Annotated in this window: 22 protein-coding genes; 13 read left to right on the top strand and 9 right to left on the bottom strand. The window is 69.9% G+C overall.

Going from position 1 to position 25463, the window contains the following annotated elements:
- Window positions 1–112: 112 nt before the first annotated feature.
- The 8 genes from ACQPYZ_RS20175 to ACQPYZ_RS20140 all read left to right on the top strand — a co-directional run bounded on the left by ACQPYZ_RS20175 (window position 113) and on the right by ACQPYZ_RS20140 (window position 9054).
- Window positions 113–934 (top strand): IclR family transcriptional regulator, encoded by an 822-nt coding sequence (locus ACQPYZ_RS20175; RefSeq protein WP_433158094.1) that lies wholly within the window; start codon window positions 113–115, stop codon window positions 932–934.
- On the top strand, window positions 935–2065 hold the full coding sequence (locus tag ACQPYZ_RS20170) for a mandelate racemase/muconate lactonizing enzyme family protein (RefSeq protein ID WP_433158091.1): 1131 nt from the start codon (window positions 935–937) through the stop codon (window positions 2063–2065).
- The gene (locus tag ACQPYZ_RS20165; protein ID WP_433158089.1) at window positions 2055–2996 is read left to right on the top strand and encodes a DUF5107 domain-containing protein; all 942 of its coding nucleotides are present in this window, start codon (window positions 2055–2057) and stop codon (window positions 2994–2996) included. Before ACQPYZ_RS20170 ends, ACQPYZ_RS20165 begins: the two co-directional genes overlap by 11 nt.
- Window positions 2997–3052: 56 nt before the next feature.
- Window positions 3053–4039 carry a nucleoside hydrolase gene (locus ACQPYZ_RS20160; protein ID WP_433158086.1) on the top strand — a complete coding sequence of 329 codons (987 nt, stop codon included), beginning with the start codon at window positions 3053–3055 and terminating at the stop codon, window positions 4037–4039.
- A gap of 116 nt (window positions 4040–4155) precedes the next feature.
- The gene (locus tag ACQPYZ_RS20155; RefSeq protein ID WP_433158083.1) at window positions 4156–5229 is read left to right on the top strand and encodes a Gfo/Idh/MocA family oxidoreductase; all 1074 of its coding nucleotides are present in this window, start codon (window positions 4156–4158) and stop codon (window positions 5227–5229) included.
- 24 nt (window positions 5230–5253) lie between these two features.
- Window positions 5254–6006, top strand: coding sequence for a phytanoyl-CoA dioxygenase family protein (locus tag ACQPYZ_RS20150; protein WP_433158080.1), 753 nt, complete (start codon window positions 5254–5256; stop codon window positions 6004–6006).
- Between the two features lie 27 nt (window positions 6007–6033).
- On the top strand, window positions 6034–8091 hold the full coding sequence (locus tag ACQPYZ_RS20145; RefSeq protein WP_433158077.1) for a hypothetical protein: 2058 nt from the start codon (window positions 6034–6036) through the stop codon (window positions 8089–8091).
- Between the two features lie 12 nt (window positions 8092–8103).
- On the top strand, window positions 8104–9054 hold the full coding sequence (locus tag ACQPYZ_RS20140) for a zinc-binding dehydrogenase (RefSeq protein ID WP_433158074.1): 951 nt from the start codon (window positions 8104–8106) through the stop codon (window positions 9052–9054).
- Here the strand turns inward: ACQPYZ_RS20140 and ACQPYZ_RS20135 are convergent.
- A complete protein-coding gene (locus ACQPYZ_RS20135; RefSeq protein WP_433158071.1) occupies window positions 9051–10076 on the bottom strand; it encodes a LacI family DNA-binding transcriptional regulator in 1026 nt (341 codons plus the stop codon). The two genes, ACQPYZ_RS20140 and ACQPYZ_RS20135, sit on opposite strands and share 4 nt — an antisense overlap.
- A gap of 199 nt (window positions 10077–10275) precedes the next feature.
- Here ACQPYZ_RS20135 and ACQPYZ_RS20130 point away from each other — a divergent pair, with 199 nt between their 5' ends.
- The 3 genes from ACQPYZ_RS20130 to ACQPYZ_RS20120 are packed head-to-tail and all read left to right on the top strand — an operon-like array spanning window position 10276 to window position 13544.
- Window positions 10276–11589, top strand: coding sequence for an ABC transporter substrate-binding protein (locus tag ACQPYZ_RS20130; RefSeq protein ID WP_433158068.1), 1314 nt, complete (start codon window positions 10276–10278; stop codon window positions 11587–11589).
- Window positions 11590–11601: 12 nt separating this feature from the next.
- Window positions 11602–12612: a carbohydrate ABC transporter permease gene (locus ACQPYZ_RS20125; RefSeq protein WP_433158065.1), complete on the top strand. Its 1011-nt coding sequence runs from the start codon at window positions 11602–11604 to the stop codon at window positions 12610–12612.
- Window positions 12609–13544, top strand: a complete 936-nt coding sequence (locus ACQPYZ_RS20120) for a carbohydrate ABC transporter permease (RefSeq protein ID WP_433158062.1) — start codon at window positions 12609–12611, stop codon at window positions 13542–13544. The genes ACQPYZ_RS20125 and ACQPYZ_RS20120 overlap by 4 nt, the downstream gene beginning before the upstream one ends.
- Window positions 13545–13558: 14 nt before the next feature.
- Here ACQPYZ_RS20120 and ACQPYZ_RS20115 read toward each other — a convergent pair whose 3' ends face one another.
- Together ACQPYZ_RS20115 and ACQPYZ_RS20110 are read right to left on the bottom strand one after the other, a co-directional pair.
- Window positions 13559–14734, bottom strand: coding sequence for an endo-1,4-beta-xylanase (locus tag ACQPYZ_RS20115; RefSeq protein ID WP_433158059.1), 1176 nt, complete (start codon window positions 14732–14734; stop codon window positions 13559–13561).
- A 99-nt stretch (window positions 14735–14833) separates the two neighbouring features.
- Entirely contained in the window at window positions 14834–15802 is a 969-nt protein-coding gene (locus ACQPYZ_RS20110; RefSeq protein WP_433158056.1) for an ABC transporter substrate-binding protein, read from the bottom strand.
- 75 nt (window positions 15803–15877) lie between these two features.
- On the opposite strand from ACQPYZ_RS20110, the gene ACQPYZ_RS20105 reads away from it, so the two are divergent.
- Window positions 15878–16648 (top strand): siderophore-interacting protein, encoded by a 771-nt coding sequence (locus ACQPYZ_RS20105; RefSeq protein ID WP_433158054.1) that lies wholly within the window; start codon window positions 15878–15880, stop codon window positions 16646–16648.
- Window positions 16649–16679: 31 nt separating this feature from the next.
- Here the strand turns inward: ACQPYZ_RS20105 and ACQPYZ_RS20100 are convergent, their stop codons facing one another.
- Complete coding sequence (locus ACQPYZ_RS20100) at window positions 16680–17297, bottom strand: hypothetical protein (protein ID WP_433158051.1); 618 nt, start codon at window positions 17295–17297, stop codon at window positions 16680–16682.
- Between the two features lie 148 nt (window positions 17298–17445).
- Here ACQPYZ_RS20100 and ACQPYZ_RS20095 point away from each other — a divergent pair, with 148 nt between their 5' ends.
- A complete protein-coding gene (locus ACQPYZ_RS20095; RefSeq protein ID WP_433158048.1) occupies window positions 17446–17973 on the top strand; it encodes a hypothetical protein in 528 nt (175 codons plus the stop codon).
- On the opposite strand, the gene ACQPYZ_RS20090 is transcribed toward ACQPYZ_RS20095, so the two are convergent.
- From ACQPYZ_RS20090 to ACQPYZ_RS20070, 5 genes are all read right to left on the bottom strand, one after another.
- Window positions 17933–18817, bottom strand: coding sequence for an ECF transporter S component (locus ACQPYZ_RS20090; RefSeq protein WP_433158045.1), 885 nt, complete (start codon window positions 18815–18817; stop codon window positions 17933–17935). The genes ACQPYZ_RS20095 and ACQPYZ_RS20090 overlap by 41 nt on opposite strands.
- Before the next feature lie 83 nt (window positions 18818–18900).
- Entirely contained in the window at window positions 18901–20571 is a 1671-nt protein-coding gene (locus tag ACQPYZ_RS20085) for an ABC transporter ATP-binding protein (RefSeq protein ID WP_433158042.1), read from the bottom strand.
- On the bottom strand, window positions 20568–21665 hold the full coding sequence (locus tag ACQPYZ_RS20080; protein ID WP_433158039.1) for an energy-coupling factor transporter transmembrane component T: 1098 nt from the start codon (window positions 21663–21665) through the stop codon (window positions 20568–20570). The genes ACQPYZ_RS20085 and ACQPYZ_RS20080 overlap by 4 nt, the downstream gene beginning before the upstream one ends.
- Window positions 21662–22678, bottom strand: coding sequence for a hypothetical protein (locus ACQPYZ_RS20075; protein WP_433158037.1), 1017 nt, complete (start codon window positions 22676–22678; stop codon window positions 21662–21664). Before ACQPYZ_RS20075 ends, ACQPYZ_RS20080 begins: the two co-directional genes overlap by 4 nt.
- Window positions 22675–25434: a prenyltransferase/squalene oxidase repeat-containing protein gene (locus ACQPYZ_RS20070; protein ID WP_433158034.1), complete on the bottom strand. Its 2760-nt coding sequence runs from the start codon at window positions 25432–25434 to the stop codon at window positions 22675–22677. Before ACQPYZ_RS20070 ends, ACQPYZ_RS20075 begins: the two co-directional genes overlap by 4 nt.
- Between the last annotated feature and the right edge of the window lie 29 nt (window positions 25435–25463).

The following is a 25463-nucleotide window of genomic DNA, read 5'->3' as shown; positions in this document are numbered from 1 at the left end:
GTTCCTGTCAGCGGGATCTATTGGCATACTAGGACAGATCACGGCCGCGTCAACCCGTCGACACCAAACCGGTGCAACGATGGAATCGGCCCCGGACGAAGGCGGGAGGTCGATGGCGGACACTGCGGATCGGACCGACGGCGCGAGTGCGCTCACCGGGTCGGCGCGGGTGCTGGCGGTGCTGCGTCACCTGGCCGAGCACCCCGGCGGCTCGCGGCTGGGCGAGGTCGCCGCGGCCCTGGACGCGCCGAAGTCGAGCGTCCACCGGGCCCTCGGATCGCTGGTGCAGTCGGGCTTCGCCCGCCAGGACGCCGAGGGCGAGTACCACCTCGGCTTCGACCTGCTTCGCCTGGTGTTCGGCTACCACGAGGCGCGCGCCCCCAGCCTGACGGTCGGCCCGGTCCTGCGGCGCCTCGCCGACGAGACCGGGGAGACCACCCACTACGGAGTCCTTGTCGAGGGCAACATCATCTACCAGGCCAAGGTCTCGCCCAGCCGGTCGACGTTCCAGATGAGTTCGGTGATCGGCGGCTCCAACCCGGCGTACCGCACCGGCCTCGGCAAGGCGCTGCTGATGCACGAGCTCGCCGATCGCGCGGACGTGGACAAGTACGTCGCGGAGTACGGACCGCTCGAGGGCCGGACGCCGCACACGTTGCGTACTCCGGAGGCGCTGCACGAGGCCCTCGCCGAAGGACGGCGCAACGGCTACATGCTCGACCTGGAGGAGAACGACCTCGGCATCGTCTGCATCGCCCTGCCCCTGTTCCTGGACTCACCCAGCCGCCCGACGGGCGCGATCAGCATCAGTGCCGTGGTGAGCCGGACGACGCCGCAGGATCTCGTCGGCCGGCTGCCGCGGATCCGCGAGATCGTCACCGAGGAGCTGGGCAGCGCGGTGCTGCGGCCGGCCGAGCCACCCATCGGAGGCTGAATGTCCACGAACTTGACGATCACCGACGTCGAGGCGGTCCACCTGCGGTTGTCCAGCGTGGACGCCGCCCGCTGTGACGGGACGCAGGACACCCTGCTGATCTTCGTCACGGCCAGCGACGGGACCGTGGGGGTCGGCGAGGTCGACTCGGCGCCGTTGGTCGCGAAGGCGGTGGTCGAGGCCGAGCCGTCCCATCTGATCGCCCGCGGCCTGCGCTCGATCCTGCTGGGGCGCAACCCGCTGGACATCGAGGTCGCCTGGCAGGCAATGGTCGAGGGCAGTCGCTACTTCTCCGGCGGCGCGACCATGCACGCGATCAGCGGGGTCGACATCGCGCTCTGGGACCTGGCCGGCAAGGTGCTGGGGCAGCCGGTCGCCCGGTTGCTCGGTGGACCGCGGAGCGACCGGTTGACGGCGTACGCGAGTCTGGTCATGCCGGACACGCCGGCGCTGGCCGCCCGGGCCGCGGCCGAGCACGCCGAGCAGGGGTATCGGGCGATGAAGTTCGGCTGGGGGCCGATCGGGCAGGATCTTGGCTTCAACGAGCAACTGGTCAAGGAGATCCGCGCGGCCGTCGGCGACGACGTCGACGTGATGATCGACGCCGGGCAGGTCTGGGACACCAAGACCGCGCTCAGGATGGCGTCGATGTACGAGGACTACGGCATCGCCTGGCTCGAGGAACCTGTTGCCCCGGACAACATCTCGGGCTATCGGGAGCTGTCCCGCCGGACGTCACTGACGATTGCCGGGGGAGAGCAGGAGAGCAGCTACGCCGCGTTCGAGACGCTGATCGACGACGGGGAGCTCGACCTGATCCAGCCCGACCTGGCTCGGTGCGGGGGTCTGACCGCCGGGCGGCGGCTTGCCTGGCTCGCGCAGACCCGGCATCGCCGGCTGGTGCCGCACGCGTTCAAGAGCGGCGTACTCGTGGCGGCGTCGACGCACTTCGCGTCGACGATCCCGAACGGCGGCCTGATCGAGCACACCGTGTCCACATCGCCGATCGCCCGCGACCTGGTCCGGCGGGAGATCGCCTTCGCCGACGGCTCGGTCAGTGTGCCGCTCGACCAGCCGGGGCTGGGAGTCGAGATCGACGTCGACGTGATGGAGAAGTTGCGTGTCGACTAGGCCGCGGTTGTCCACCGAGTGGTCGCTGGCGGGACAGTCCGCGGTGATCCTGGAGAACCGGGCGATCCGTGTCGTCGTCCTGCCCGGGCTCGGCGGCAAGATCATGAGCATCGTCGACAAGCGGGTCGACCGCGAGTTGCTCTGGCGCAACGACCGGGTGCCCGTCCGGCCGGCCGCGTTCGGGTCGAGCTACGACGATCAGTTCCTCGGCGGCTGGGACGAGCTGTACCCGAATGACGTGCCGGAAGAGTTGGCCGGCGAAGCGGTGCCGGACCACGGCGAGCTGTGGGCGGTCCCGTGGTCCGCGAGTACCGGGAGCGCGGCCGACGAAGTGTGGTTGGAGCTGACGGTCCGTGGCGCGGTGACCGGGACCGAGGTGACCAAGCGACTTCGTCTCGGCACAGGTCCTGAGCTCGTCGTCGACTACCGGATCACCAACCCGGGACGGATCGATCAGCCGTTCCTCTGGAAGTCGCACGTCGCCGTCGAGCTCCACCCGGACACGGTCGTCGACATGGCCGCGGGAGATGTGCTGGTCCACGAGTTCGGGAACCCCCGAGCACGTCCGGCCGACGGTCGCTTCACGTGGCCGTGGCTGTCGGCGGACGGCGTACGCCATGACCTGCGGACGTTGCCGGACACGACCGAGCGCGGGGTCTCGGAGTTCCTGTTGGCAACCACGCTGGAGCGCGGCCAGTGCGGCGTACGGCATCCGTCCGCGCGGACGGGCCTTCAGCTGACCTGGGACCGCGCGGACCTGCCCTCCTGCTGGCTCTTCGCCTCGTACGGCGGCGGCTGGCGCGGCTACGACGTACTCGTACTCGAGCCGTGCACCGGCTACCCCCTCTCAGTCAACGAAGGCGTCCACCAAACCCTCCCCGCCCACACCACCAAAACCTGGCAACTGACCGCCACCGTGGTCCACTCTTAGACAGCCGGGGCGGCAAAACGATTGGCCGGCATGCGTGCGGTTGGCCGAGGAGGAGCATGGAGAGCTTTCGGGTGGTGCTCGACACCGATCTGGCCATGGGGGCCGCGGGGTCGGATGTCGACGACGGGTTCGCGCTCGCGCTGGCGATCGCCGAGCCTGCGATCGACGTCGAGCTGATCACGACCGTCGGCGGCAACAGCGACGTCGAGACGTCCACGCGGCTCACGAAGGAGCTGCTGGCCGTCCTCGGCCGCCCGGACATCGGTGTCGTCCGGGGTGCCGCGGCGCCGCTGGATCCCGCGCTGCGGTCCGCGAGCCGGCCGTCGGCCACGGACGTGAACACGTCCACGGACACCGCCACGGCCACAGCCACGGACAGGGACACGGCCGAGCCGTACGCCGCTGTTGAGATCGCCCGCCGCGTCATGGCGGCGCCCGGTGAGATCACGCTGGTCGCGATCGGCCCGCTGACCAACGTGGCGATGGCCCTGCTGCTGGAGCCCCGGCTCGCGGCGGCGGTCCGGGAGATCGTCGTCATGGGTGGGGTGTACCTCGAGCAGACCAACGTCGGCCGGATGCCGGGGGAGTACAACTTCTGGTGCGACCCGTACGCGGCGGACGTCGTACTCAATAGTGGCGCGCCGCTGCGACTGGTGGGTCTCGACGTGACCCGCAAGGTGCGGCTGAGCCGGGCGGACGCCCGCGAACTGGCCCAGGGCGGTGAGTTCGGGATGTTCGCCGCCGAGCACACCGAGGCGTGGATCTCGTTCCAGGAGCGCACCAAGCCGCGCGAGGAGCTGGAGCACGGAAGCTGTGCGCTGCACGATCCGCTCGCCGTCGCGGTGGTCACGCACCCCGAACTCGTGACGTGGCGGGACGCGTACGTCGCCGTCGAGACCGCCGGCCGGGTGACGAGGGGGGTCGCGATCGCCGACCTGCTGATGTGGGAGGACCCGCCCGCCCCGAACTGCAAGATCGCGACCGCCGTGGACGCCCCGGCGTTCCGAGAACTGTTCCTGCAACGTCTCGCCGCCCTGCCGTAACGCCGGTCGTTAGCGGCAGCATGCATTGACCGCGCCTCCGGGCAGGCTTTAGCCTCGCACAAAACGATTTGCGCCGTTGTCCGACGGAGCGCCGCCCACAGCGAGAGGCACGACCATTGAGCAAGCTGCGCGTAGGAGTGATCGGACTGGGCGAGGTCGCCCAGGTCATCCATCTCCCCGTCATCGAGTCGCTGCCGGACCGGTACGAGCTGGCGGCCGTCTGTGACATCTCTCCCGGCCTGCTCAAGCGTGTCGGCGACCGGTACCGCGTGGATCGCCGCTACACCAGCGCCGCCGAGCTGATCGCGGCCGGCGGGCTGGACTGCGTGCTCGTCCTCAACAGCGACGAGTACCACGCCGAGTGCGCGGTGGCCGCCCTCGACGCCGGCCTCGACGTTCTGGTGGAGAAGCCGATGTGCCTGAGCCCGCGGGAGGCCGAGCGGATCATCGCGGCCCGCGACCGGTCGGGGAAGACGGTGATGGTGGCCTACATGCGCCGCTTCGCCCCGGCGTTCACCGAGGCGGTCCGCCGGCTGCCCGAGCTCGGCCCGATCCGCTACGCCCGGGTCCACGACGTGATCGGCGAGAACCGGCTGATCGTCGACCAGACGGCGTACGTCGACCGGCCGGACGACGTACCGCAGGAGGCGATCGACGAGAAGTGGGCCCGGCGCGCGGCACTGGTCCGGGAGGCGCTCGGGGACGTGCCGGAGGAGCTCGGGTGGACCTACGGGCTGCTCTGCGGACTGGGCAGTCACGACCTGTCGGCGATGCGCGAGCTGCTCGGCCGGCCGCAGAAGGTCGCGGCCGCCCGTGCGTGGCGCAAGGGTGGGTACGTCGTCGCGCTGCTCGACTACGGCGACTTCGTAGTGACCTATGAGACCGGTGTGGACGAGCAGTTGCGATTCGACGCGCATATCGAGGTGTACGGCGCCTCCGCGTCGATGAGGATCCAGTACGACACGCCGTACGTCCGCCACTTCCCGACCGTGCTCGAGTGGGAGCGGACCGAGGGGGACGCCTACGAGCGTTCGGTGATCCGGCCGCACCTCAAGGACCCGTACACCCACGAGCTCGAGTACTTCCACGAGGTCGTCACCAGCGGCGCCGCGCCCAAGACGACCCCCGAGGACTACGTCCAGGACCTGGAACTGTTCGTGGACATCATTCGCGCGCTGCAGGACGCCTAGCACCTCCGACGAAAGGTGACACCAGTGCTGACCGAGAACGAGGTCGAGTTCTTCCGGGCCAACGGCTACCTCCTGCCGGGCCGGCCGATGTTCGGCGAGGAGCGGCTGCGCGAGCTCGAGGCGATCTTCAACGAGCACCTGGAGCAGAAGGGCGACAAGCTCTCCGACGAGCTCGACACGCCGCACTACCGGGACGACCGGCTGCTGGACTTCCTGCTCTCCGACACGGTCCTCGACTGGGTCGAGCCGCTGATCGGCCCGGACATCGCGCTGTGGTCCAGCCACTTCATCTCCAAGGACCCGTTCACCGGCCGGGCGACGCCGTGGCACGAGGACAGTGCGTTCTGGGAGGGCCGGTTCGACAGCTACGACCACATCGTCACGATCTGGCTCGCGCTGGAGAACCCGAGCACCCGCGAGAACGGCTGCATGCGGGTCATCCCGGGCAGTCACCTGAACGGCGGGTTCTCGTCGAACTACGTGCCGACCGACCAGACCACGCAGACGTTTCACGCCGAGATCGCCGAGGTGGACGAGTCGAAGGCGGCGTACTTCGAGCTGCCGCGCGGTCACTTCTCGATGCACGACGGACGGATCGTGCACGGCGCGGAGCCCAACACCAGCCCGGTCCGGCGGACCGGCTACACGATGCGCTACTTCCCGTCCTCGGTGCGGATGCAGGACGTGCCTCAGAACGAGGGCTGGAAGATCTGGCTGGCCCGCGGGCGCGACCTGGCCGGCAACGAGTACGCGAACACCACCGCCGCCGGGCGCTGAACCCCGCCGACCCCGAGAGGATTGCCGATGCACCGCGGCGTGTACTTCGATGCCTGGTTCCCCCGGCAGCACTGCTACCACCCGAGTCTTCCGCCACGCCGGCTGCGGATGATCGACGACCTGGTCGACTACCGCGCCACCGTCCTGGTCTGGGCGTCGATGGGTGGCGGGTCGCTGTCGTTGCCCTATCTGGAGCAGGAGGCGTTCGGGCCGGTCGACGCCCGGTCACGGTTCTACGGGTTCGTCAACGACAGCGAGTTCATCGCCGCCTGCCACGAGCGGGGGATCAAGGTGCTCGGAATCGTCTTCGAGGCCCAGGGCTGGGAGTTCCCGGTCGAGCTGTCCGAGGACGAGGACGCCGTCCTCGCGCTCAACGAGCTCCGCGGCGCCGGCAAGCGGGAGTGGATGGGCCTGCGCGAGTTCTCCGCCAACCGCTACCCGAAGCTGTGGAAGCCGGTGGAGCACTACTTCCCGGACGGCCTGGTCAACAGCGACGGTGCTCCGGTCACCGACCTGATCGAGGAGTGCGTGGCCCGGGACATCCACCAGCAGCCGTGCCACGCGCACTGGGTGGAGTGTCCCGACCGGGAGCACCAGTGCTACTACATGGATCGCAACAACCCGGTCTGGCGCGAGTACCTGAAGGCGGTCATCCGGATCCAGATCGACGCCGGCGTCGACGGCGTACAGCTCGACGAGGCCGAGCTGCCGATGGGAGCCTTCCAGTACGGCGCCTGCTTCTGCAAGGACTGCATGAAGGGCTTCCGCGCCTATCTGCAGGAGACCGGGGGCGGCCCCGACGGCGTCGAGCTGTCGACGTTCCACTACGGCGACTGGCTCCTTGCCCAAGGCCACGACTTCAAGACCGACCGTGAGTCGGCGCCCTTGTTCGGCGAGTACTACGCCTTCCAGTGCCGCTCGATCAAGCGGTACTTCGGTGAGCTCGCCGACTACGCCCGGACGTACGCGCGCTCGGTCGGTCGCGAGATCATCGTCAGCGGCAACTTCTTCAACCTGGAGCCGATGTACCTCCACCTCGTCGACGACGTCGACCTGGTCGTCACCGAGATGCGGAACACGACGTACCGCCAGCCCGAGTGGTACCGGTACGTGGCCGCCTTCGCCGGCGACAAGGACGTGGTCGTGGTGGAGAACCCGTACGGTGGCGTGGTCCCCGAGCTCGCCGGGCTACTTGCCGAGGGCAAGGGGTACGACCTGTTCCGGCTCTCGCTGTTCGAGGCCGCCGCGCTCGGGGCGAACATGTCCGTGCCCTACGGATCCTGGATGGGCAGCGTGGTCGAGGACTCGTTCTCCGCACCGCACCGGCTCGCGACCGAGATCCAGGACTTCCTCGCCGACCACGAGCAGCTGTTCGCCCGGCGTACGGCGAACGAGGTCGCGGTCGTGTTCAGCGTCGAAAGCACCCGCGAGCTGATCCGGCAGGCCGATGCCTCGGACAACACGACCAACGCGCGGGACGAGTCGGTCGTCGTCCCCTACCGCGTGGCGACGAAGACGCTGTCGTACGGCGCCACGCCGTACGACGTGGTGATCTGGGCGGACGGTGTGACCGCGCCGGATCGCGCGTCGGCGGAAGCCCTGGCCCGCTACTCGACCGTGGTGCTGCCCGACGTCCACACGCTCACCGACACCCAGGCCGCGGCCGTCGAGGGCTATCTCGCGGGTGGCGGTCAGGTCGTCGTCACCGATCGAACCGCGGCCAACCTGCCTCGCCACGAGAACCTCCGGACGGCAGACCCGCAGGTCCTCGACGAGCTGCTTCCCCAGGGACGGCAGCTGGAGACGACGGTGCCGGTGGCGGCCAACATCCAGCAGCTCGACGACGGGTCGTACGCCGTTCACCTGGTCAACTACGACTACGACCCGGCCATCGACCAGGTCCGCGCGGTCGCCGACGTACCGCTGCGGGTCCGGCTGCCCAAGGACAAGGAGCGAGCCACGCTGGTGACGAGCGACGGCGTCCGGAGCCGTCTCGAGCTGAGGCGCGAAGGCGCCTTCCACGTCGTCGGTTTGGAGAAGCTGGGCATCTACTCGATCGTGGTCTTCCACGACGGCGACCTCTGAGAGGCTGATCAGGTGAGAATCGCCGCGCTGCGAGCCCACGAAGGGTTCGTGATCGAGGAGACCGACGTCCCGGTGATCGGACCGGACGAGGTCCTGGTCAAGGTCGTCGCCTCCGGCGTGTGCGCCTCCGATCTCGAGCCGTGGATCGCAGGCCTGCCCGACGGAGAGGTCCGGTATCTCGGCCACGAAGTGAGTGGCGTCGTGGTCGAGACCGGTGTGGACGTCGACGGGCTGGACGTCGGCGACCGGGTGGGCACGTGGGTGACCGAGCGAGGTTTCGCCGAGTACGTCGCCGTCCGCGCGGCGTACTGCTTCCGGACAGGTGAGGTGCCGCTCGACGAGGTGCTCGCGGAGCCGATCGCGTGCGCGGTCAACGCCGTCGAGGCGGCGAACGTGCGGCTCGGTGACGACGTCGTGGTGATCGGTGCGGGGTTCATGGGGAATCTCGTGCAGAAGCTGGTGGCGCTGCGCGGCGTGCGGCAGCTGATCGTGGCCGACGCCAGGCCGGACGCGCTCGGCCGGGCCACCGACTTCGGCGCGACCCGGGTCGTGGACGTCGGGCAGGAGTCCTTGCCGGACGTCGTGCGTTCGCTCACCGACGGCAAGGGCGCGGACGTCACGTTCGAGTGCACCGGCAGCCAGCAGGCGCTGACGGCGACCGGCGAGACCACCCGGATGAGTGGCACGATCGCGATCGTCGGGTTCCACCAGGGCGCGGAGCGGACGATCCCGCTGGCCTATTGGAACTGGATGGCCTTCACCGTGGTGAACGCCCATTTCCGGGAGCTCGCGATCATCCTGCGCGGGATGGAGGTCGGCGTACGCCTGCTCGCGTCCGGACAGCTGTCGACGAAAGGTCTGGTCACCCATCGCATCCCGCTCGAGCGGATCGACGACGCCTTCGGCACGCTGCGGGACAAACCGCCTGGGTTCGCGAAGGCGGTCATCACCTTCCCGGGTTAGGCGGAGCCGCGGGGGACGAGTGGGCAGGGGAGGGTGACGGTCCGCCCGTTGCCTCGGTAGCGGCCGGCCATCCGGCTCATCAACAGGTCGCCCGCACTGCTGCCCGCCTCGTACGACGGGTTGTGCACGGTCGTCAGCTGGGGCGTGACGATGGTGGCCGCGTCGACGTCGTCGAAGCCGACGATCGCGACGTCGCCGGGGACGTCGAGGCCGAGCTCGTGGGCGTGGTCGAGCGCGCCGATGGCCATCAGGTCGTTGGCGCAGAAGACGGCGTCCGGGCGGTGGCGGCGGGACATCAGCGTCACCATCGCGTCGTACCCGCTGCGCCGGGTCCAGTCGCCGCGGACCAGGCGCTCGGCGGGGACCTTCTGGCCGGCTGCCTGCAGGGCCGCCCGGAAGCCGGTCGTCCGGTTGCCGCCGTACCTGAGCGGACCCTGGACCATCGCGATCCGCGAGTACCCGCGCGCGGTCAGGAATTCGCCGACGGCGCGGGCTCCCGCGCCGTCGTCCGGGATCACCGCGTCGCAGAGCGGGTGGTCCAGGTGCTCGCCGATGCAGACGATGGGCGTCTGGTGGTCGGCCGGGCCGAACGTGACCCGCGACGCGGTCTCGCCGGAGGCGAACACGATGCCGTCCACGCCCCGGTCCATCACGTCCTGGAAGAACTTCGCCTCCCGCTCGTGCACCCCGTCGGTGTTGCAGACGTAGGTGCCGTACCCGGCCGCGTCGACCGCGTCGGCCAGGCCCCGGGTGAGCACGGCGTAGAAGGGGTTGGTGATGTCCGGCACCATCACGGCGATCATGTGCGACTGCCGGGTGCGCAGGTGGCGGGCGACCGCGTTCGGCCGGTAGCCGAGCTCGCGGATCGCGTCCATCACGATCCCGCGGGTGGCCGCACCGACGACGCGCTTGCCCGACAGCACGTGGGACACCGTGGTGGGGCTGACCCCGGCACGGTCGGCGACCTGCGCGATCGTGACCCGGGACGCGGTCGCTCGCTCCTCGGCGGTCTCGCTCGACATGAGCGTAGTGTAATGGAGGCCAAATCGATTTGACCTCTGCCGGACCGGGCGAGCCCTCCGGCGACGGACGAGTTCGGCCCCGGCGGCCCGGCAGCCATTGACAAAGGACGGGGTGCTCGGAGAGGCTACCCGCCAATAAGCCAATCGATTTGCATGGGCGTGACGCCCGTCCGCCGATCGAGTAGAGGGGAGCCGTGTGATGAGGTTCCACAGGTCCTGGCGTGCCCCGGTGGGCGCTGCCCTGGTGCTGGGCCTGGCGCTGGTGATGGCGTCGTGCGGAGGTGACGAGCAGACGCCCGAATCCGACGTCGGCACCGGACAGGGTCCGGTGAAGGATCCGGCCACGCCGCAGACGGTGACGTTCTTCTCGTGGGTCGGCAACGAGCCGCAGATGAAGAAGATGGCCGCCGAGTTCACGAAGAAGCACCCGAACATCACGATCAAGTTCGAGAACGCGCCGGCCGAGCAGGCGGCCCAGGTGCTCAGCACCCGGATCGCCGGCAACAACGCGCCGGACGTCGCCTACGTCAACGCGATCGACACCACCGACTACGCCGCCCGCGGCGCTCTGGTTGACCTCGGCAACTACATGGAGCGCAGCGAGGTGGTCGAGCCGGACGACTATGTCGAGGGCTTCAAGACCTTCGTCACCTGGGACGGCAAGATGTGGGGGCTGCCGTTCGACGGCGAGACCACCGGCCTGTTCTACCGCACCGACCGGTTCGCCGAGGTGGGGCTGTCCGGGCCGCCGAAGACCTGGGACGAGTTCCAGCAGTACGCCGAGAAGCTGACCGACAAGGCCAAGGGGAAGTACGGCTTCGAGATGTTCGCCTCCGAGTCGGCGTTCTACTGGTACCCGTGGCTCTACCAGGCGGGCGGTACGACGCTCAGCGAGGACGGCAAGGACATCGCCTTCGACAGCCCCGAGGGCAAGAAGGCGGCCGAGTTCTACGTCAACCTGGCCAAGTACTCACCGCCGGACTACCTGAACTCCAACTCCTACGACGGCCGGGTCGCGTTCGCCCAGGGCGACGTCGCGATGTACGTCGCCGGTGCCTGGTTTGCCGGCACGCTCGCGGACGAGTACCCGAAGATCAACGGCAAGTGGGCCGCGGCGCCGCTGCCGGAGGGTGAGGCCGGCTGCAAGACCACGATCGCGGGCGACTCGCTGGTCATGTTCAGCCAGACCAAGGTGTCCGACGCGGCGTGGCTGTGGATGGAGTTCCTGTCCGAGCCGAAGAACCTCGCGGACTGGACGTACAAGACCGAGGGCACGCTGCTGCCGCCGACCAAGTCGATGCTGGAGAGCCCGGACCTGGCGAAGGAGAAGCCGGTGCTCAAGCCGTTCGCCGATCTGATGGCCTGCGGGGTGGGCAGCGTCTCGAACCCGAAGTTCCCGCGGATCGAGACGATCCTGAACGAACAGCTCGGCAAGGCGATCTACGGCGAACAGACCGCCGAGCAGGCGCTGGACAACGCGGCGCAGCAAGGTCGCCCGATCCTGGCCCGCTGACACCGGACGGCCGTGACGCGCAGAGAGGCGGAGACGACGATGGCGACGGCGCAGCGGGCGGCGCGCACAGGCACCGGGAAGGCTGCGACGAACGGCGGGCACGATCCCGGGCCGGACGGCGTACCGGCCAATCGCCGCAGCCTGCCGGCCCGGGTGTGGAAGGAGCGCTCGGCGTACGTCTTCCTGCTGCCGGGGATGCTGATCTTCTCGGTGTTCACGCTCGCGGCGCTGGTCTTCGCGCTGTACCTGACGTTCCATCGGTGGAGCATCATCGAGCCGGACAAGCCGTTCGTCGGGCTGACCAACTACCGGGACATGGTGCAGGACGAGCGGTTCGCCGAGTCCGTGCTGAACACGGCGTACTTCACTGGGGCGTCGGTGCCGCTGTCGATGGCGATCGGCCTGCTGCTCGCCCTGCTGCTGAACCTGCCGCTGCGGTTCCGCGGCCTCTTCCGGACGGCGTTCTACCTGCCGGTGGTGACGCCGTCCGTGGTCTCGGCGATCCTCTGGAAGTGGCTCTACAACGGTGACCACGGGCTGTTCAACTACTACCTGCTCCAGGGGCACATCATCGACCAGCCGCTGCTGTGGCTGTCCGACAAGAACCTCGCCATGCCGGCCGTCGTCCTGATGAGCGTGTGGGCGGGAGTGGGCTTCTCGATGGTGGTCTACCTTGCCGGACTGCAGTCGATCCCGGAGGAGCTGTACGAGTCGGCCAAGATGGACGGTGCCGGGGTGCTGCGGCGGCTGCGGCACATCACCATTCCGATGCTGCGCCCGACCACCCTGTTCCTGCTGGTGATCGGCATCATCAGCTCCCTGCAGGTCTTCACCCAGATCTTCGTGATGACCAACGGCGGACCGGTCAACAAGACGACGACGATGGTCTACTACATGTACCTCTGGGCCTTCAAGTACTACGACATGGGCTACGCGAGCACGTTGGCGTTCGCGCTGTTCGCGATGCTGCTGGTGTTCACCGGCCTGCAGTTGCGGCTGGCGCGCCGGGGAGCCGACGCGTGAGCGCCGCGGTCACGACGAAGCCGAAGAGCACCAAGGAGTTCGGCGTCCGGCAGAAGCTGCTGGCCTACCTGGTGCTCGGGCCGGTGGCGGTCCTGTTCGTGGCGCCGTTCGCCTGGCTGATCAGCGCGTCGTTCCAGCCGATGGGGGAGATCTTCGCCTCGACACCGCACTGGATCCCGGACGCCCCGACGCTCGAGGGCTACAAGGGCTTCCTCAACGTCGGCGAGCTGACCAACGCCCAGCAGGGCCAGGGTCACGGTGACTGGCGCTGGTTCACCAACAGCGCGTTCGTGGCGATCTCGATCACCGTGCTGCAGACGTTCTTCAACGCCCTGTGCGCGTACTGCTTCGCCAAGCGCCGGTTCCCCGGCCGGAACGCGATCTTCGTGCTGTTCTTGGCCACGATGATGGTGCCGGCCCAGGTCACGCTGATCCCGAACTACCTGATCATCCAGCACATCCCGTTCTTCGGCGGCAACGACTGGACGGGCTCGGGCGGACACGGCTGGCTGAACTCGTACTGGGGCCTGATCATGCCGGGCGTCGTGTCCGCGTTCGGCATCTTCCTGCTGCGCCAGTACATGCTGTCGATCCCCGACCAGTTGCTCGAGGCCGCGCGGGTGGACGGTGCCGGTGAGTTCCGGATCTTCTGGACGATCGTGCTCCCGCTGTGCGTGCCGGCCCTGGCGGCCAACGCGATCTTCACCTTCCAGGGCGCCTGGGAGGACTTCTTCTGGCCGCTGATCATCATGTCGAGTCCGGACAAGCTGACCGCCCCGGTCGGCCTGGCGCTGTTCGTCGTCCAGAACCGGACCTCCTGGACCCTGCTGTTCGCGGGCTCGGTGATCGCCACGCTGCCGATGATCCTCGTCTTCATCGTCTTCCAGCGGCAGTTCGTCCAAGGCATCGCCCTCACCGGCGTGAAGGGCTGACGGGGCGTGCGGGGCTACTTCCGCAGCCGCCAGAGTTGCCGGCGCTCCGGCGCATTCCGGAGCGCGGTGCCGATGGCGTCGTACGCCGGTTTCGGCCGTAGCTCGCTGTCGAACGCGAGTGGTCGGCGGGGCGCGCCGTCCTCCCGCGGTTGGTCCTCCTCCAGCCACGTGTAGCGGTCGGTGAGCCCGAACGCGACGACCGCCTTGACCGCCTTCTCGTCCAGGGTGACGTCGAGGTAGCGGCGGTACACGTCGGCCACGGCGCGGTCGCGCGGACCGATCGCCGCGGGTAGCCCGTCGTCCAGGACATCGAGCTCGGTGATCAGGATCGCCAGGCCGCGGTCGGCCAGCTCGCGCAGGAACGCCCGGTAGCCCCGTTCGTCGAACTTGGCGGCGAACCCGTCGGCGAGCAGGTGGCCCTGGATTCCCGCGGCCTGGACCGGGGCGCCCTGGTCCAGCAGCCGGTCGATCGCCTTGAGGAAGGCCCGTCGTCGCGGCTCAGGAGGATCGCCCCACTCGTTCACCGTCTCGAAGCCGAACTCGTTGACGATCCGGAGCGCCTTCGGATCACCTTCCTTCGCCAGGTGGAAGGAGTCGGCGATGTACGCCGGGCCGATCGTGCTGTACCAGGGCACGTTGGTGCGGAAGCCGTGCCGGTCGGCCTCATCCGGATCGGTGACCTCGTTAGCCACGATCCAGCCGTTCATCCGGCCCCGGTAGTGCGCGACCTCCGCGCGGATCACGCCGTACAGGAGGCGACGCGCCTCCGCTCGGCTGAGGCCCCACAGGTCGTCCTCCGACCAGCCGTCCCCGAAGCCCTCGTCCCAGGCGAGGTGCGCGCCGATGGTGAGCTGCTGGTTCGCCTCGGCGAACGCCACGATCTCGTCACCGGGGCCGAAGTTCAGCGGTGCGTCCGGAGTGGGTTTGAGTTGGTACCAGAGCAGATCGTCCTCGGTGAACAGCAGTCCCGCTTCGCGCGCGAACAGCGCCGGGTAGGTCTCGTCGAGCTGCCAGGTCGCGATCGAGGACCCGAAGACGATCCCGTTCCGCGCGGCCACCCGCCACAGCGGCACACGTCCCGAGGCCGCAGCCGGAACCCCGGTCGAAGCCACCGTCGAAACCGTTGGTACGCCGACCGCGGCGCCTGCCGCCCCGAGCAGCAACGACCGTCGGCTGATGGAAATCCTCATGCGGCTCTCCTCGGCGGAAGAGGTGCGGGTGCAAATCGATTGGCACGAAGGTAAGCCCACCCCTCCCCACCCGCAAGACCTCAGCCCACCCGGCCGCGGTCAGCGGGTGGCGAGTTCGGTGAGGACGGTGTCGAGGCGGGTGACGAGTTCCAGGGCGTTGCCGAGGGAGGAGGCTCCGGAGATCACCGGCCAGACCTTGCGGGCGCGTACGGCGGGCTGCAGTCGCCACACCGGGCTGTCGGTGAGGGGCTTGTTCTCCGGCGCCGAGGTGACGCCGTCGGGTCCGGACGGGATGAGAAGGACCGAGCTCTGGGAGAGGACGTCGAGCCGTTCGTTCGAGTACTCCTGAGTCGGCTGCGTCTGCCCTGCGGACGGCATCGCGAGCCGGACGCCGCAGTCGAGCAGCACCTGGGTGTCGGTCCACTTCGGGCCGAGCGTCCAGAACGTCGAGTCCGACGCGGACTGCACGAAGGTGAAGGTGTTCTTGGCCAGGACCGACGCGTGCCGGGACTTGAGTTCGTCGCAACGCCGCCGGTACTCGTCGAGCAGTGCGTCGGCCTGCTCTTTGCGGCCGAGGACGTCACCGCACCGGACGGCGACCTCGGGCAGCTTGAGCTTCTGGAAGCTGATCACCACCGTGGGCGCGATCGCGCTGAGCTGCCGGTACAACGCGTCGCCGGTGTCGATCGTCCGCAGGATCAGGTCGGGTTTGCCGGCGGCAACCTTCTCCGGGTTGGGCTCGGTGAAGTCGCCGACCGACGGCACGCCCGCGAGTTTCGGCGCGTACCGTTCGCCGGTGCCGTCGTACCCCGACCCCGAGACGGCGGTCGGGACGAGCCCGAGGTCGACCACCGCGAACGCGCCGTAGAAGTCCGCGCAGGCGACGCGTTGTGCGGCCGCGGGGACGACGACCGGGCCCTTGTCGGTCTCGACCGTGCGTTCCGTCGGGGCGGCCGGTGATGCGGGCGCGTCGTCGCCGCAGCCGCTCAGGAAGGTCGCGGCCATGCCGGCGGACACCGCCAGCACGCTGCGCCGGCGCACCGGGGGAGGAAGGGTCGCTGTGCTCATGTCAGGTCTCGTTTCGCGAGTTTCGGACGGTGCAGGTTAGGCTAACCTAAGTCAGGAGCCGACCGAGGAGCCGTGATGCCGAAACAGATTCCGACGCTGGTGACGGTGACGAGCGTGCGCAGCCTGACGCCTCGGATGGTCCGCGTCACGCTGGCCGGTGACGAGCTGCGGACGTTCGCGTACGACGGCCCCGACCAGCTCGTCCGGACCTTCCTGCCGAACGCCACCGGTGAGCTCACCCTGCCGGTCACCACCGAGTGGTGGCCCGAGCTGACCGCGATGCCGGAAGCGATCCGTCCGATCCTGCGCAACTACACGGTTCGCCGGCTGGATCCGGTCGCGGCCGAGTTGGACATCGACTTCGTCCTGCATGGCGCCGATGACGGTCATGCCGGACCGGGTTCGTCCTGGGCCGAGCACGCGCGGCCCGGCGACAAGATCGGCGTCCTCAGTGATGGTGCCGAGTACCGGCCGCCCGCGGACACTGCGTGGCAGTTGCTGATCGGGGACGAGTCGGCGCTGCCGGCGGTCGCGGCGATCCTCGAGCAGGCGCCCGCTGGTCAGTCGTTCGTTGTCCTGCTGGAGGTTGCCGACGAGGCGGACGAGCTCCCACTCACGATGCCGCCGGCCACGACCCTGCGCTGGGTGCACCGCGGGTCCGGTCCCCGGAACGCTTCGGCTCTTGCGGTCCTGCGCGACCTCGAGTTCCCGCCCGGTACGCCGTACGTCTGGGCAGCCGGCGAGTCCGCCCTCGCAACCGGCGTACGCCGCCACCTCGTCAACGACCGCGCTGTCCCGAAGGACCACATCTACTTCTGCGGCTACTGGCGCACGTCAGCAACGTGAACTCTGCACGGGACGTATGAATCGAGCAGTTTCAGCAGGTGCCCACGACCTCCGTCACGGCGTTGACGAAGGATGCCTCGTACTCCTTGTCGTGCCTGAGCAGGTGCTGGCAAAGGCCCGGCGACGACCGAAACCCGTCGACAATCGTCACAGCCCAGGTCGTCCACGCGCTCCACTCCTGTGGAGTCAAATCCTCGGGCCGGTTGCCCGGCGAGACCACGAGTGGTGACGGGATCGGATCGTCGTTCTCATCACGCGGAACGAGTTGGTAGAAGGCGTAGGCGTAGAAGTCGAGCGCAGCGTTGAGCCCGGCGGTGCGGGTGGCTCGCTGCTTGTCCTGGTCGGTGACGGCATCGGTGATGCCTTTGTCTCCGACGACGTACGGCGCAAGGTCGGGCTTGTCCACCATCATGGCCCAGAGGTTGAGCTGGTGCTCGTGCACGGACGCGTACCGAGCCTCGTCGATCTGCAAGCTGCTGACCTCGATCGCGTCCCGGGCGGCCGAGGTCGCGCGCGCCGAGTAGATCAGCGCGAGCACAAGTGCGATCAGCCCGAGGATCTCGACGACGAACCGCGCCAGGTCCAGCCCTGACCGGTTCTCTTGCGGATCCGCTTGACGGCGGCGTCCTGCCAGGCGGGTTGTTCTCATGTCTGCCCCCACAGTGTCGATGAACCCCTGGAACAAGCGTGTGCTGTGGGTGGGGTTGGTCAAGGGGTGGGGTGGATGAGAAGGCTCATAGTGGTTGTCGGTGGGGGAGGGTAGGTTGGGGCTCCGCCCAATAAAACAAGGGGGTTTCATGAGAAGAGTGCGTCTGCTGGCGACCGTGCTCGCAGTGGTCGCGACGGCTGTCTCCGCGCCTGCGGTTGCGGTGTCTTCGCCGTCGCCTGGTGCTGCGCCGGCCGGAGTGCAGCGGCTCGGGTCCGCCGGCTACTGTCCCGACGCGAACGGCGTGACGGTGGTGGTCGACTACCAGGGTCTCGGGTTCGCGACCGAGATCCGGTGCGCGCCGGGTGACCAGCCGACCGGCCTGGCCGCGCTGGAGAATGCCGGCTTCGTTGTCACCGGCACCGACCGGTGGGGCAAGGCGTTCATCTGCCGGATCAACGGGCAGCCAACGCCGGCGACCGAGCCGTGTGTGAACACCCCGCCCGCGAGTGCCTACTGGTCCTACTGGCACGCGCCGAACGGGGGCAGCTGGACGTACAGCCAGTTCGGTGCGACCGGGCGGAAGCCACCGCTCGGCAGCTTCGAGGGCTGGTCGTTCTCGCAGAACGCGGGTCCGACTACGAATCCGCCGCCGCGGGTCGCGCCGGTCCGTCCGTAACCCCGCCCGGTTCGCGCACCGGCTCGACCGGCCGGGCCGGTTCGTGCACCGGCTCGGTCGTCCGGGCCGGTGCACGACGCCGGAAGGTGCCCTTCTCACCGAACGACGCCCGGTGCGACGTACGCCGCAACGTCGCGAGGACCGCCGGACCGAGCAGCAGGATCGCGATCGTGTTGGTGACGGCACGGCCGGTGTCCCAGCCGCCGGTCGACGTGAGCAGCGTGAAGATCGTGAACCGGTGCAGGTTCTCCGACACCGGATCGCCGGGGACGTACGAGATCCCGCCGTTGTAGTACGGCACCTCGGCGTGCGTGATGAAGGGCCAGAACCACAGATTCATCAGGAATCCGAACACGTACGACACGAAGACGCCGTACGCCACCAGCATGCCGATCTCGGCGGCGCCGCGGACCCGGCGCGGGAGGAGACCGGCGCCGAGCCCGATCCACGCCGAGCAGATCATCTGGAACGGCAGCCACGGTCCGACGCCGGCGGTCAGCAGTGCGGACGCGAACAACGACGTACAGCCGAGCAGGAAGCCGAAGCCCGGGCCGAACACCCGTCCGGCCAGGATCAGCAGGAAGAACACCGCCTCGATCCCGGCCGTCCCCGCGCCCAGCGTCGGACGCAGGGCGGCGTTCACCGCGGAGAGTACGCCGAGGATCGCGAGCGCCTTCGAGTCCATGCCGCCTTCGGACAGTTCGGCGATCACGATCATCACCAGGACCGGCAGCAGGACGATGAAGATGAACGGCGCGTCGGCGCCGTGCTGCGCCGGGGACGGCTCGACCTTGGTCAGCAGCGGCCAGATGAACATCATCAGCCCCGCGACACTGGCGAGCACCAGCACCACCGCGGACCGCGGCCCAACCCGGATCGCCCCGGGATCAACCGGCGCACGCCCAGCCCCGCCAAACCGACCCCGACTCACGCCGACACCCCCGGCCCAACCACACCCGAGCCGTCCGCAGTCCCGCCGGCCGCATCGCGGGATGTCGCGTCCGCGCCCAGCGCGTCGCGGACGGCTTCGACGGTCAGCCACTCGGCCGGGGCGAGGATCTTCGCGACCTGGGGAGCGAACGCGGGGGACGAGGCGACCACCTCCGCAGTGGTGCCGTCGGCAACGATCTCACCTTCGGCCATCACCACCACGCGGTCGGCGAGCTGCGCGACGAACTCGACGTCATGCGTCGCGACGACCACCGTGCGGCCGTCGTTGGCCAGTTCCTGGATCACCGTGCGCAGCCGGCTCTTGGCCGCGTAGTCGAGCCCGCGCGTCGGCTCGTCCAGCAGGACGACGTCCGGAGCCGCCGTCAGCTGGATCGCCAGCGCGAGCGACAACCGCTGTCCCTCGGAGAGGTCGCGCGGATGGCGATCGTCCGGCAGCCCGGGGACGATCCGGTCCAGCAGGTCCCGGCAGGTCCCCGGCTCCGCGGCGGATTCGCGGTCGGCCACCGCGCACTCGTCGGCCACCGACTCGAGGTACAGCAGATCGCTCGGAGTCTGCGGAACGAGCCCGACCAGCTTGCGCGACTCCCGCCGGCGTAGCTGCTTCGGGTCCTGCCCGTCGACCTCCACGGTCCCGCCCTGTCGTGGTCCGGCACCGTGCAGCGCCCACAGCAACGAGGACTTCCCGGATCCGTTGCGTCCCATCAGCGCGGTGATCTCGCCCCGATGCAACGCCAGGTCGGCGCCGCGGACGGCCACGACGTCGCCGTACCGGACGACGAGCTTGCGCGCGACCAGCGTCTCCGCACCGGAGATCCGCCGGTACGTCGGCCGGTCGCCCCCAAGGCGGTCGCGCAACGGACCCGCGACCCGGCGAGCGTCGCGGACCGACAGCGGCAGCGGTGACCAGCCCGCGAGCCGCCCGAGCTCCACGATCGGCGGCGCGATCGACGACGTCCGCAGGATGTCCGCCGGGTCGCCGAGCAGCGCACTGCCGTCACCGGGAAGGTAGATCAACCGGTCGGCGTACTGGACGACGCGCTCCATCCGGTGCTCGGCCATCAACACGGTGACGCCGAGGTCGTGCACGAGCCGGGTGACCGCGGCCAGGACGTCCTCGGCGGCGGTGGGGTCGAGGGCGGACGTCGGCTCGTCGAGGACGAGGACGCGCGGGTGGCTGGTGAGCACCGACCCGATCGCGACCCGTTGCTGCTGTCCGCCGGACAGTGCGCGCAGCGGCCGGCGGCGGAGCTCGGCGATGCCGAGCAGGTCCAGGGTCTCCTCGACGCGTTTGCGCATGGTGGCCGGCGGGACCGCGAGCTGTTCCATGCCGTAGGCAAGCTCTTCCTCGACGGTGTCGGTGACGAAACCGGCCAGCGGATCCTGGCCGACGACACCGACGACGTGGGCGAACTCGCGCGGCGGCCGGCTGCTGGTCGCGATGCCGTCGACCGTGACCTCACCGTCGAGGTGGCCGCCGGTGAAGTGAGGCACCAGCCCGTTGACGGCGCCGAGCAGCGTGGACTTGCCGGTCCCGGTGCGGCCGGTGAGCAGGCAGAGCTCACCCTCGGCGATGGTGAAGGTGAGGTCGTCGAGCACGGGCTCCTCGGCGCCCGGGTAGGTGATGCTCACCTGGTCGAAGCGGATCATCGGTCGGTCTCCTCGAGGTCCGTCGCCGGCGGCGGGACCAGCCAGGCGGGTAGTACGGCGATCAGGACGCCGAGCGCCGGGATCAGGTCGACCTCGGGCCAGGTCAGCGGTCGCAGCGACGGGTTGAGGTTGGCCGGATCGACCGAGCTGCTGCGGTACAGCGCGACCGCGGCGGCGAGCCCGCAGCCGGCGGCGATCACCTCGGCGAGCCGCCAGCGGTCCGGCCGGTACGTCGACCGCTGCACCCGTCGGCCGGCCGAGATCATCCCGGCCGCGGCGACCGCCACACCGGCCGCCAGCATCGGGCCGGCCAGGTAGCGCGGGGTCGTTCCGTCGAGTACGCCGTACACGCCGACACAGATCCCGAGCAGTCCGGCGACCAGCAGCGAACCGGTGACGGCCCTGGCGCCGCCGGTCAAGGCACCCGAGCGTCCGTACCCCCGGCTGTCCATCGCGGCCGCCAGCCGCAACGATCGGTCCAGCGCGTCCTCGAGCACCGGGATCGCCACCGCACGGAAGGCGCGGATGCCCTTCTCGGTGCTGCCCCGCAACTTCCGCGCCCGGCTGACCCGGACGACGCTCTCGGCGAGCTGGGGAAAGACCGACAGGGCCACGACCACGGCGGCGCCCGCCTCGTAGAGCGCGGCCGGCACCGACTTCAGCAGGCGCTTCGGATTGGCGAGGGCGTTGGCCGCGCCGACGCAGATCAGCATGGTCGCGAGCCGGAGTCCGTCGTACACCCCGCCGAGGAGGGATTCGACCGTGACCTGACCGAACAGACGGATGCCGGCGGCCCAGTCCGGCAGCGGGATCTCGGGCAGCGTGAAGAGGATCGTGTCGCCCTCGCCACCACCGAAGATGATCCGGTACACCAGCCGCATGACGACGATGAAGGCGCCGAGCATCAGGTACAGCCGGAAGGCGAGAGCCCAGGGTGCGTCGGAGCGGCGGTTGACGACGACGTAGACCGCGACGGCGAGAATCAGCCCGAGCAGCATCGGGTTCGTCGTCCGGCTCGCCGCGGTCGCCAGGCCGAGCGCCCACAGCCACCACGCCGCCGGGTGCAGGTTCCGGGGCAGCCAGTACGCCGTCACGAGCGTCTGCTGCGCCGGTACTGCGCGGTGAGCACGGCGGCCCCGATCAGGAGGATCGCGGCGAACCCGGTCAGGACCGTCGACACCGGCACCGCGCGGGACACCGTACCGGTCTGGTTGCCTGCAGCAACTGGTTCACCGCCGGTCCACTCGACGTCGGTGGTCGACTCGCTAGGCCGGGGTTCGGCGGCTGGCGGCGCGCCCTCCCGCGGCAGCCCCGGCGGGAGAGCGGTCGACTGTCCCGGCGACGGGGCGACCTGCCCGGACTGCGTCGGGCCGGGCTCATTGGTGTTGCTGCCCGGGTCCCCGGTCTGCTGGCCGCCGATCGTGGTGGTCGAGTCGCCGCCGGGGCCGTCGTTCGGATCGAGCGACGTACCGTTCGGTCCGGTGTTCGTGCCCGGCTGGTTCGGCTGCTGCTTCTCGCCGGGATCGTTGCCGGTCGGGCGCTGGGTCGGCTGACCGGTGGTGGGTTGCGGTGCGCTGCCGGGGCGGCGCGGGGTGATCCGCGGCTTGGGATTCGTCTGCGCGGTCGCGTTCAGCGAGAACGACCACCCCTCGAAGCCGCCGCGGATCGCGTCACGGTTCTTCACGCCCCACTGGCTGTACTGCCACTGACCGCCGTTGGTCGCATGCCAGTACGACCAGTAGCCGGAGGCCGGTGGGGTGTCGATACAGGGTTCCTTGTACTTCGGCCGGCCGGCGATCGGCACCACCTCGTTCGGGCCCGGGCGGTTCTCGAGCCGGCAGATGAACGCCTCACCCCACCGTCGGGTGCCCTGGAGTTGGATGCCTGCGTCGACGAGCGCGGAGTGACCGGTGAACCCCGGGCCGACCGGTCCGGGTGCACATCGGACGATCGTCGTACCGCCGAGGGCCTGGAAGTCGATGACCACGGTCACACCCTCGTCGGTCGGGCAGAACCCGGGCGTGCCGCGCGAGGGGTCGACCGCCGAGGCGTGCAGGGGTGCCGCGATCAGCAGCAGTCCGGCAAGAACCGCGGTGAGTCGTCTCATCGGGACCCGGTCCGGGTCGGGGCGGATCGCCGGGCCGGCGACCGGCGGGTGGTGACCAGCCAACCGAGGGCAGCTCCGCCGACCACGAGCACCACGGCCAGACCGGCCCAGAGCCACCACGGCCCGAGGTCCTGACTGGTGGTCGCGGCCTGCGTCGTGGTCGTCTCGGTCGCACCCTCGGCGAACGGCGCGGTCGTTCCGCGGGTCAGTACGTCGGTGTCGATCGTGAGCAGCGACGTGCCCGTGAGCGCGGGCAGCGCGGCGGCGCTCGCGTCCGGGTCGCTGGTCCCGCCGGGACGGACCGGCAGACCACCGTCGGCGGCGATCGCTGATTTCAGCCGGGTCGCCGCGTCCGCGGTCTCCAGGCCGACCGAGCGCAGCGCGACCATCGCGGCCGACGTCGCCGGGATGCTCGGCTGACCGTCCTGCTGCCACCCGGCCTTCCACACGCCGTCGGCGTCCTGCCGATCGGTCAGCGCCTTGACCGCCTTCTGCAGGGTGGCTGTGGGCGCGGCCGGCTCGGCGCCGGGCCGAACCGCGTTCAGCGCCTGTACGGCGATCGCGGTGGCGGCGATGTCGCCGGTCTGGCACCGCTGTTCGGCCGGCCCGAACTTCGCCGGGAACGACCCGTCGCCGCACTGCTGGCGCAAGAGCGCATCGACGGCACGCTTCGCGTCATCGGCCCGGTTCGCGGCGACGAGCGCGAGTACTCCGTACGCCTGGCTGGTGAGGTCGGACTGGTCGCCCGACTTGCTCTGGTCGGTGATCCGCCCGTCGGCCTGGACCCGGGCGGCCAGTTCACCGGCGAGGTCGTTGCCGACGGCATCCTTGGAGGACAGCGCGAGAAGCAGTGTGAGCTTCGCGAGCGGACCGGCGTACCGGGCGTTCGGTTCGTCGTAGGGCACGCCGTGGGCGTAGGCGGCGACCGCGTCGGGTTGCGCCATCAGCGAGGCGATCGCCCCGACCGACCCGGGCAGCTTGCCGGCCTGCCGGAGTGCGAGTCCGAGGTCGACGGTCGCGTCGTAGTCGACGTAGCGCTTGCCGTCCTTGTCCACCTCGACGTGGTTGCCGCCGGTGAGCCTGGAGAGCAGGTACTGCGCCGTGTCGTCGGCGTCGCGGCCACTCGGTCCGGCGGTGGTCGTGGGCGCCGAAGTGGTCTGCTGCGGAGTCGGTGACATCGTCGTCGTGACGGTGGTCGTCGGTCGTGGCAGCGCGGGCAACGTCGGCATCACCACGACCGTGCGGGTGCTCGTCGTGGTCGCGCGGGGGAGCGGCGGCGGCCGGAGCGTGCTCGTGTGGACGACGGTCGGGCCCGGGACCGTCGTCGGCGGCTTGCCCGGCAGGGTCTTCGTGACCGTCGGCGTCGACGTCGGCCGGGCGGTCGTCGTCACCGTCGCCGTGGCCGTCGCCGTGGCGGTGACGGTCACCGTCGGGGACGGGGTCGGGTCGGTCGGCGGGTCCGGGTCGGTCCAGGCCAGGTCGGCGAACGGCACCGGGGCGAGCGCGAACACCGCCTGCGGGGTGGCCCGGCGCCACTGGTCGATGCCGAGGTTGATGCCGTTGGCAACCGCATCCGCGAGCGACTCGCCGTTGTACGCGATCGCGCCGACGTGGTCGGCGGCGGCACCGACGTTCTCGGCGGTGAGCTGCAGGCTTGCCACCCAGTCCTTCGCCTTGTCCGCGGCCGCCGTGCGGCCACCGCCGACGAGGGCCTGGGCGACCAGGCCGGTGCTGTTCGTGTTCGAGCCCTCGGTCGAGACCCCGCCGCCGAACGAGCCGTCCGGCTTCTGCACCGAGGTCAGCCAGGTCAGGCCCTTGAGGATCTCGTCGTCGACTCCGCCGATGCCGTAGTTCTGCGCGGTCATCAGCGCCTGCACGGCCATCGCCGTACCGTCGCCGTCGGGTGCGCCCTGACCCTCGTCGCAGGTGAGCTTGTCGTTGTAGAACATCCGGAAGTAGCCGTCGGCGCACTGCTGCCGGACGAGGAAGTTCACGGCGGCCTCGGGTACGCCGCCGGACCGGGCCAGGCCCATCACGGCGAGGGACTGGCTGAAGATGTTGGTGTCGTCGTTGCCGGTGCCGAAGTCGCGGATCCGGCCCTCCTCGACGCCCGCGTCGGGGCCGGCGAGCAGGTCGAGGGTCTCCTGCCGCATGTTCCGGCCGCCGAAGTCGCGGTAGTCCTGGCCGGCGGTGACCGCGGCCAGCAGGATCTTCGCGGTCGCGCCGGCGATCCGGGCGTCCGGATCCGGGTACCAGCCCGGGCCGGCGTAGTCCGGCACGTGCTCGGAGACGGCCTTCACGACCGAACGGATCACCGCGGGATCGGCCTCGGTCGCGATCAGCGCCCACTGGGTGTCGATCGTCAGACCCCAGTCCGGGTTGGCGAACCCGGGGATCGCGCCGTCGACCAGCTGACCGGCCATCCAGGCTGCGGCCGCGCCCGCCTCCGGGGACGCGGCAGCCGTCGTACGGCGCTCGGTCCGCGCGTCGTCGGCGGACGAGACGGGCGAGGCGTGCGCGGCGATCGTCGGGGCGAGGGTGAGCGTCGCGGCGAAAACCGCGGTCGTCCAACGGCGGGCGGAGGTGCGCATCGAACCTGACTTCGGCTGGGCGGTCCGCGATGCGTCGCCCAGCACGGTCACCGGCCCCCATCGGTCGCGGTGACCGATCAGGAACGGCGGTCGCCGTCCCGGACTCCGCCCGTAGACCACGACGGGTGTGGAGTCGCAGACCCGTCGGCAGGCATTCCGGCTCACGGAGGTCGCCCTCCGCCTACGGTTGCGGG

This window comes from Kribbella sp. CA-247076 (genome assembly GCF_050942445.1).
Lineage (GTDB): Bacteria > Actinomycetota > Actinomycetes > Propionibacteriales > Kribbellaceae > Kribbella.
This window is presented reverse-complemented; position numbering and strand designations above follow the sequence as displayed.

Excerpts from the sequence above, each read along its gene's own strand:
- ACQPYZ_RS20110 (WP_433158056.1), bottom strand. The coding sequence starts at position 15,802 with ATGAGCACAGCGACCCTTCCTCCCCCGGTGCGCCGGCGCAGCGTGCTG.
- ACQPYZ_RS20160 (WP_433158086.1), top strand. The coding sequence starts at position 3,053 with ATGGAGAGCTTTCGGGTGGTGCTCGACACCGATCTGGCCATGGGGGCC.
- ACQPYZ_RS20145 (WP_433158077.1), top strand. The coding sequence starts at position 6,034 with ATGCACCGCGGCGTGTACTTCGATGCCTGGTTCCCCCGGCAGCACTGC.
- ACQPYZ_RS20170 (WP_433158091.1), top strand. The coding sequence starts at position 935 with ATGTCCACGAACTTGACGATCACCGACGTCGAGGCGGTCCACCTGCGG.
- ACQPYZ_RS20105 (WP_433158054.1), top strand. The coding sequence starts at position 15,878 with ATGCCGAAACAGATTCCGACGCTGGTGACGGTGACGAGCGTGCGCAGC.
- ACQPYZ_RS20135 (WP_433158071.1), bottom strand. The coding sequence starts at position 10,076 with ATGTCGAGCGAGACCGCCGAGGAGCGAGCGACCGCGTCCCGGGTCACG.
- ACQPYZ_RS20130 (WP_433158068.1), top strand. The coding sequence starts at position 10,276 with ATGAGGTTCCACAGGTCCTGGCGTGCCCCGGTGGGCGCTGCCCTGGTG.
- ACQPYZ_RS20095 (WP_433158048.1), top strand. The coding sequence starts at position 17,446 with ATGAGAAGAGTGCGTCTGCTGGCGACCGTGCTCGCAGTGGTCGCGACG.
- ACQPYZ_RS20075 (WP_433158037.1), bottom strand. The coding sequence starts at position 22,678 with ATGAGACGACTCACCGCGGTTCTTGCCGGACTGCTGCTGATCGCGGCA.
- ACQPYZ_RS20175 (WP_433158094.1), top strand. The coding sequence starts at position 113 with ATGGCGGACACTGCGGATCGGACCGACGGCGCGAGTGCGCTCACCGGG.
- ACQPYZ_RS20115 (WP_433158059.1), bottom strand. The coding sequence starts at position 14,734 with ATGAGGATTTCCATCAGCCGACGGTCGTTGCTGCTCGGGGCGGCAGGC.
- ACQPYZ_RS20085 (WP_433158042.1), bottom strand. The coding sequence starts at position 20,571 with ATGATCCGCTTCGACCAGGTGAGCATCACCTACCCGGGCGCCGAGGAG.
- ACQPYZ_RS20100 (WP_433158051.1), bottom strand. The coding sequence starts at position 17,297 with ATGAGAACAACCCGCCTGGCAGGACGCCGCCGTCAAGCGGATCCGCAA.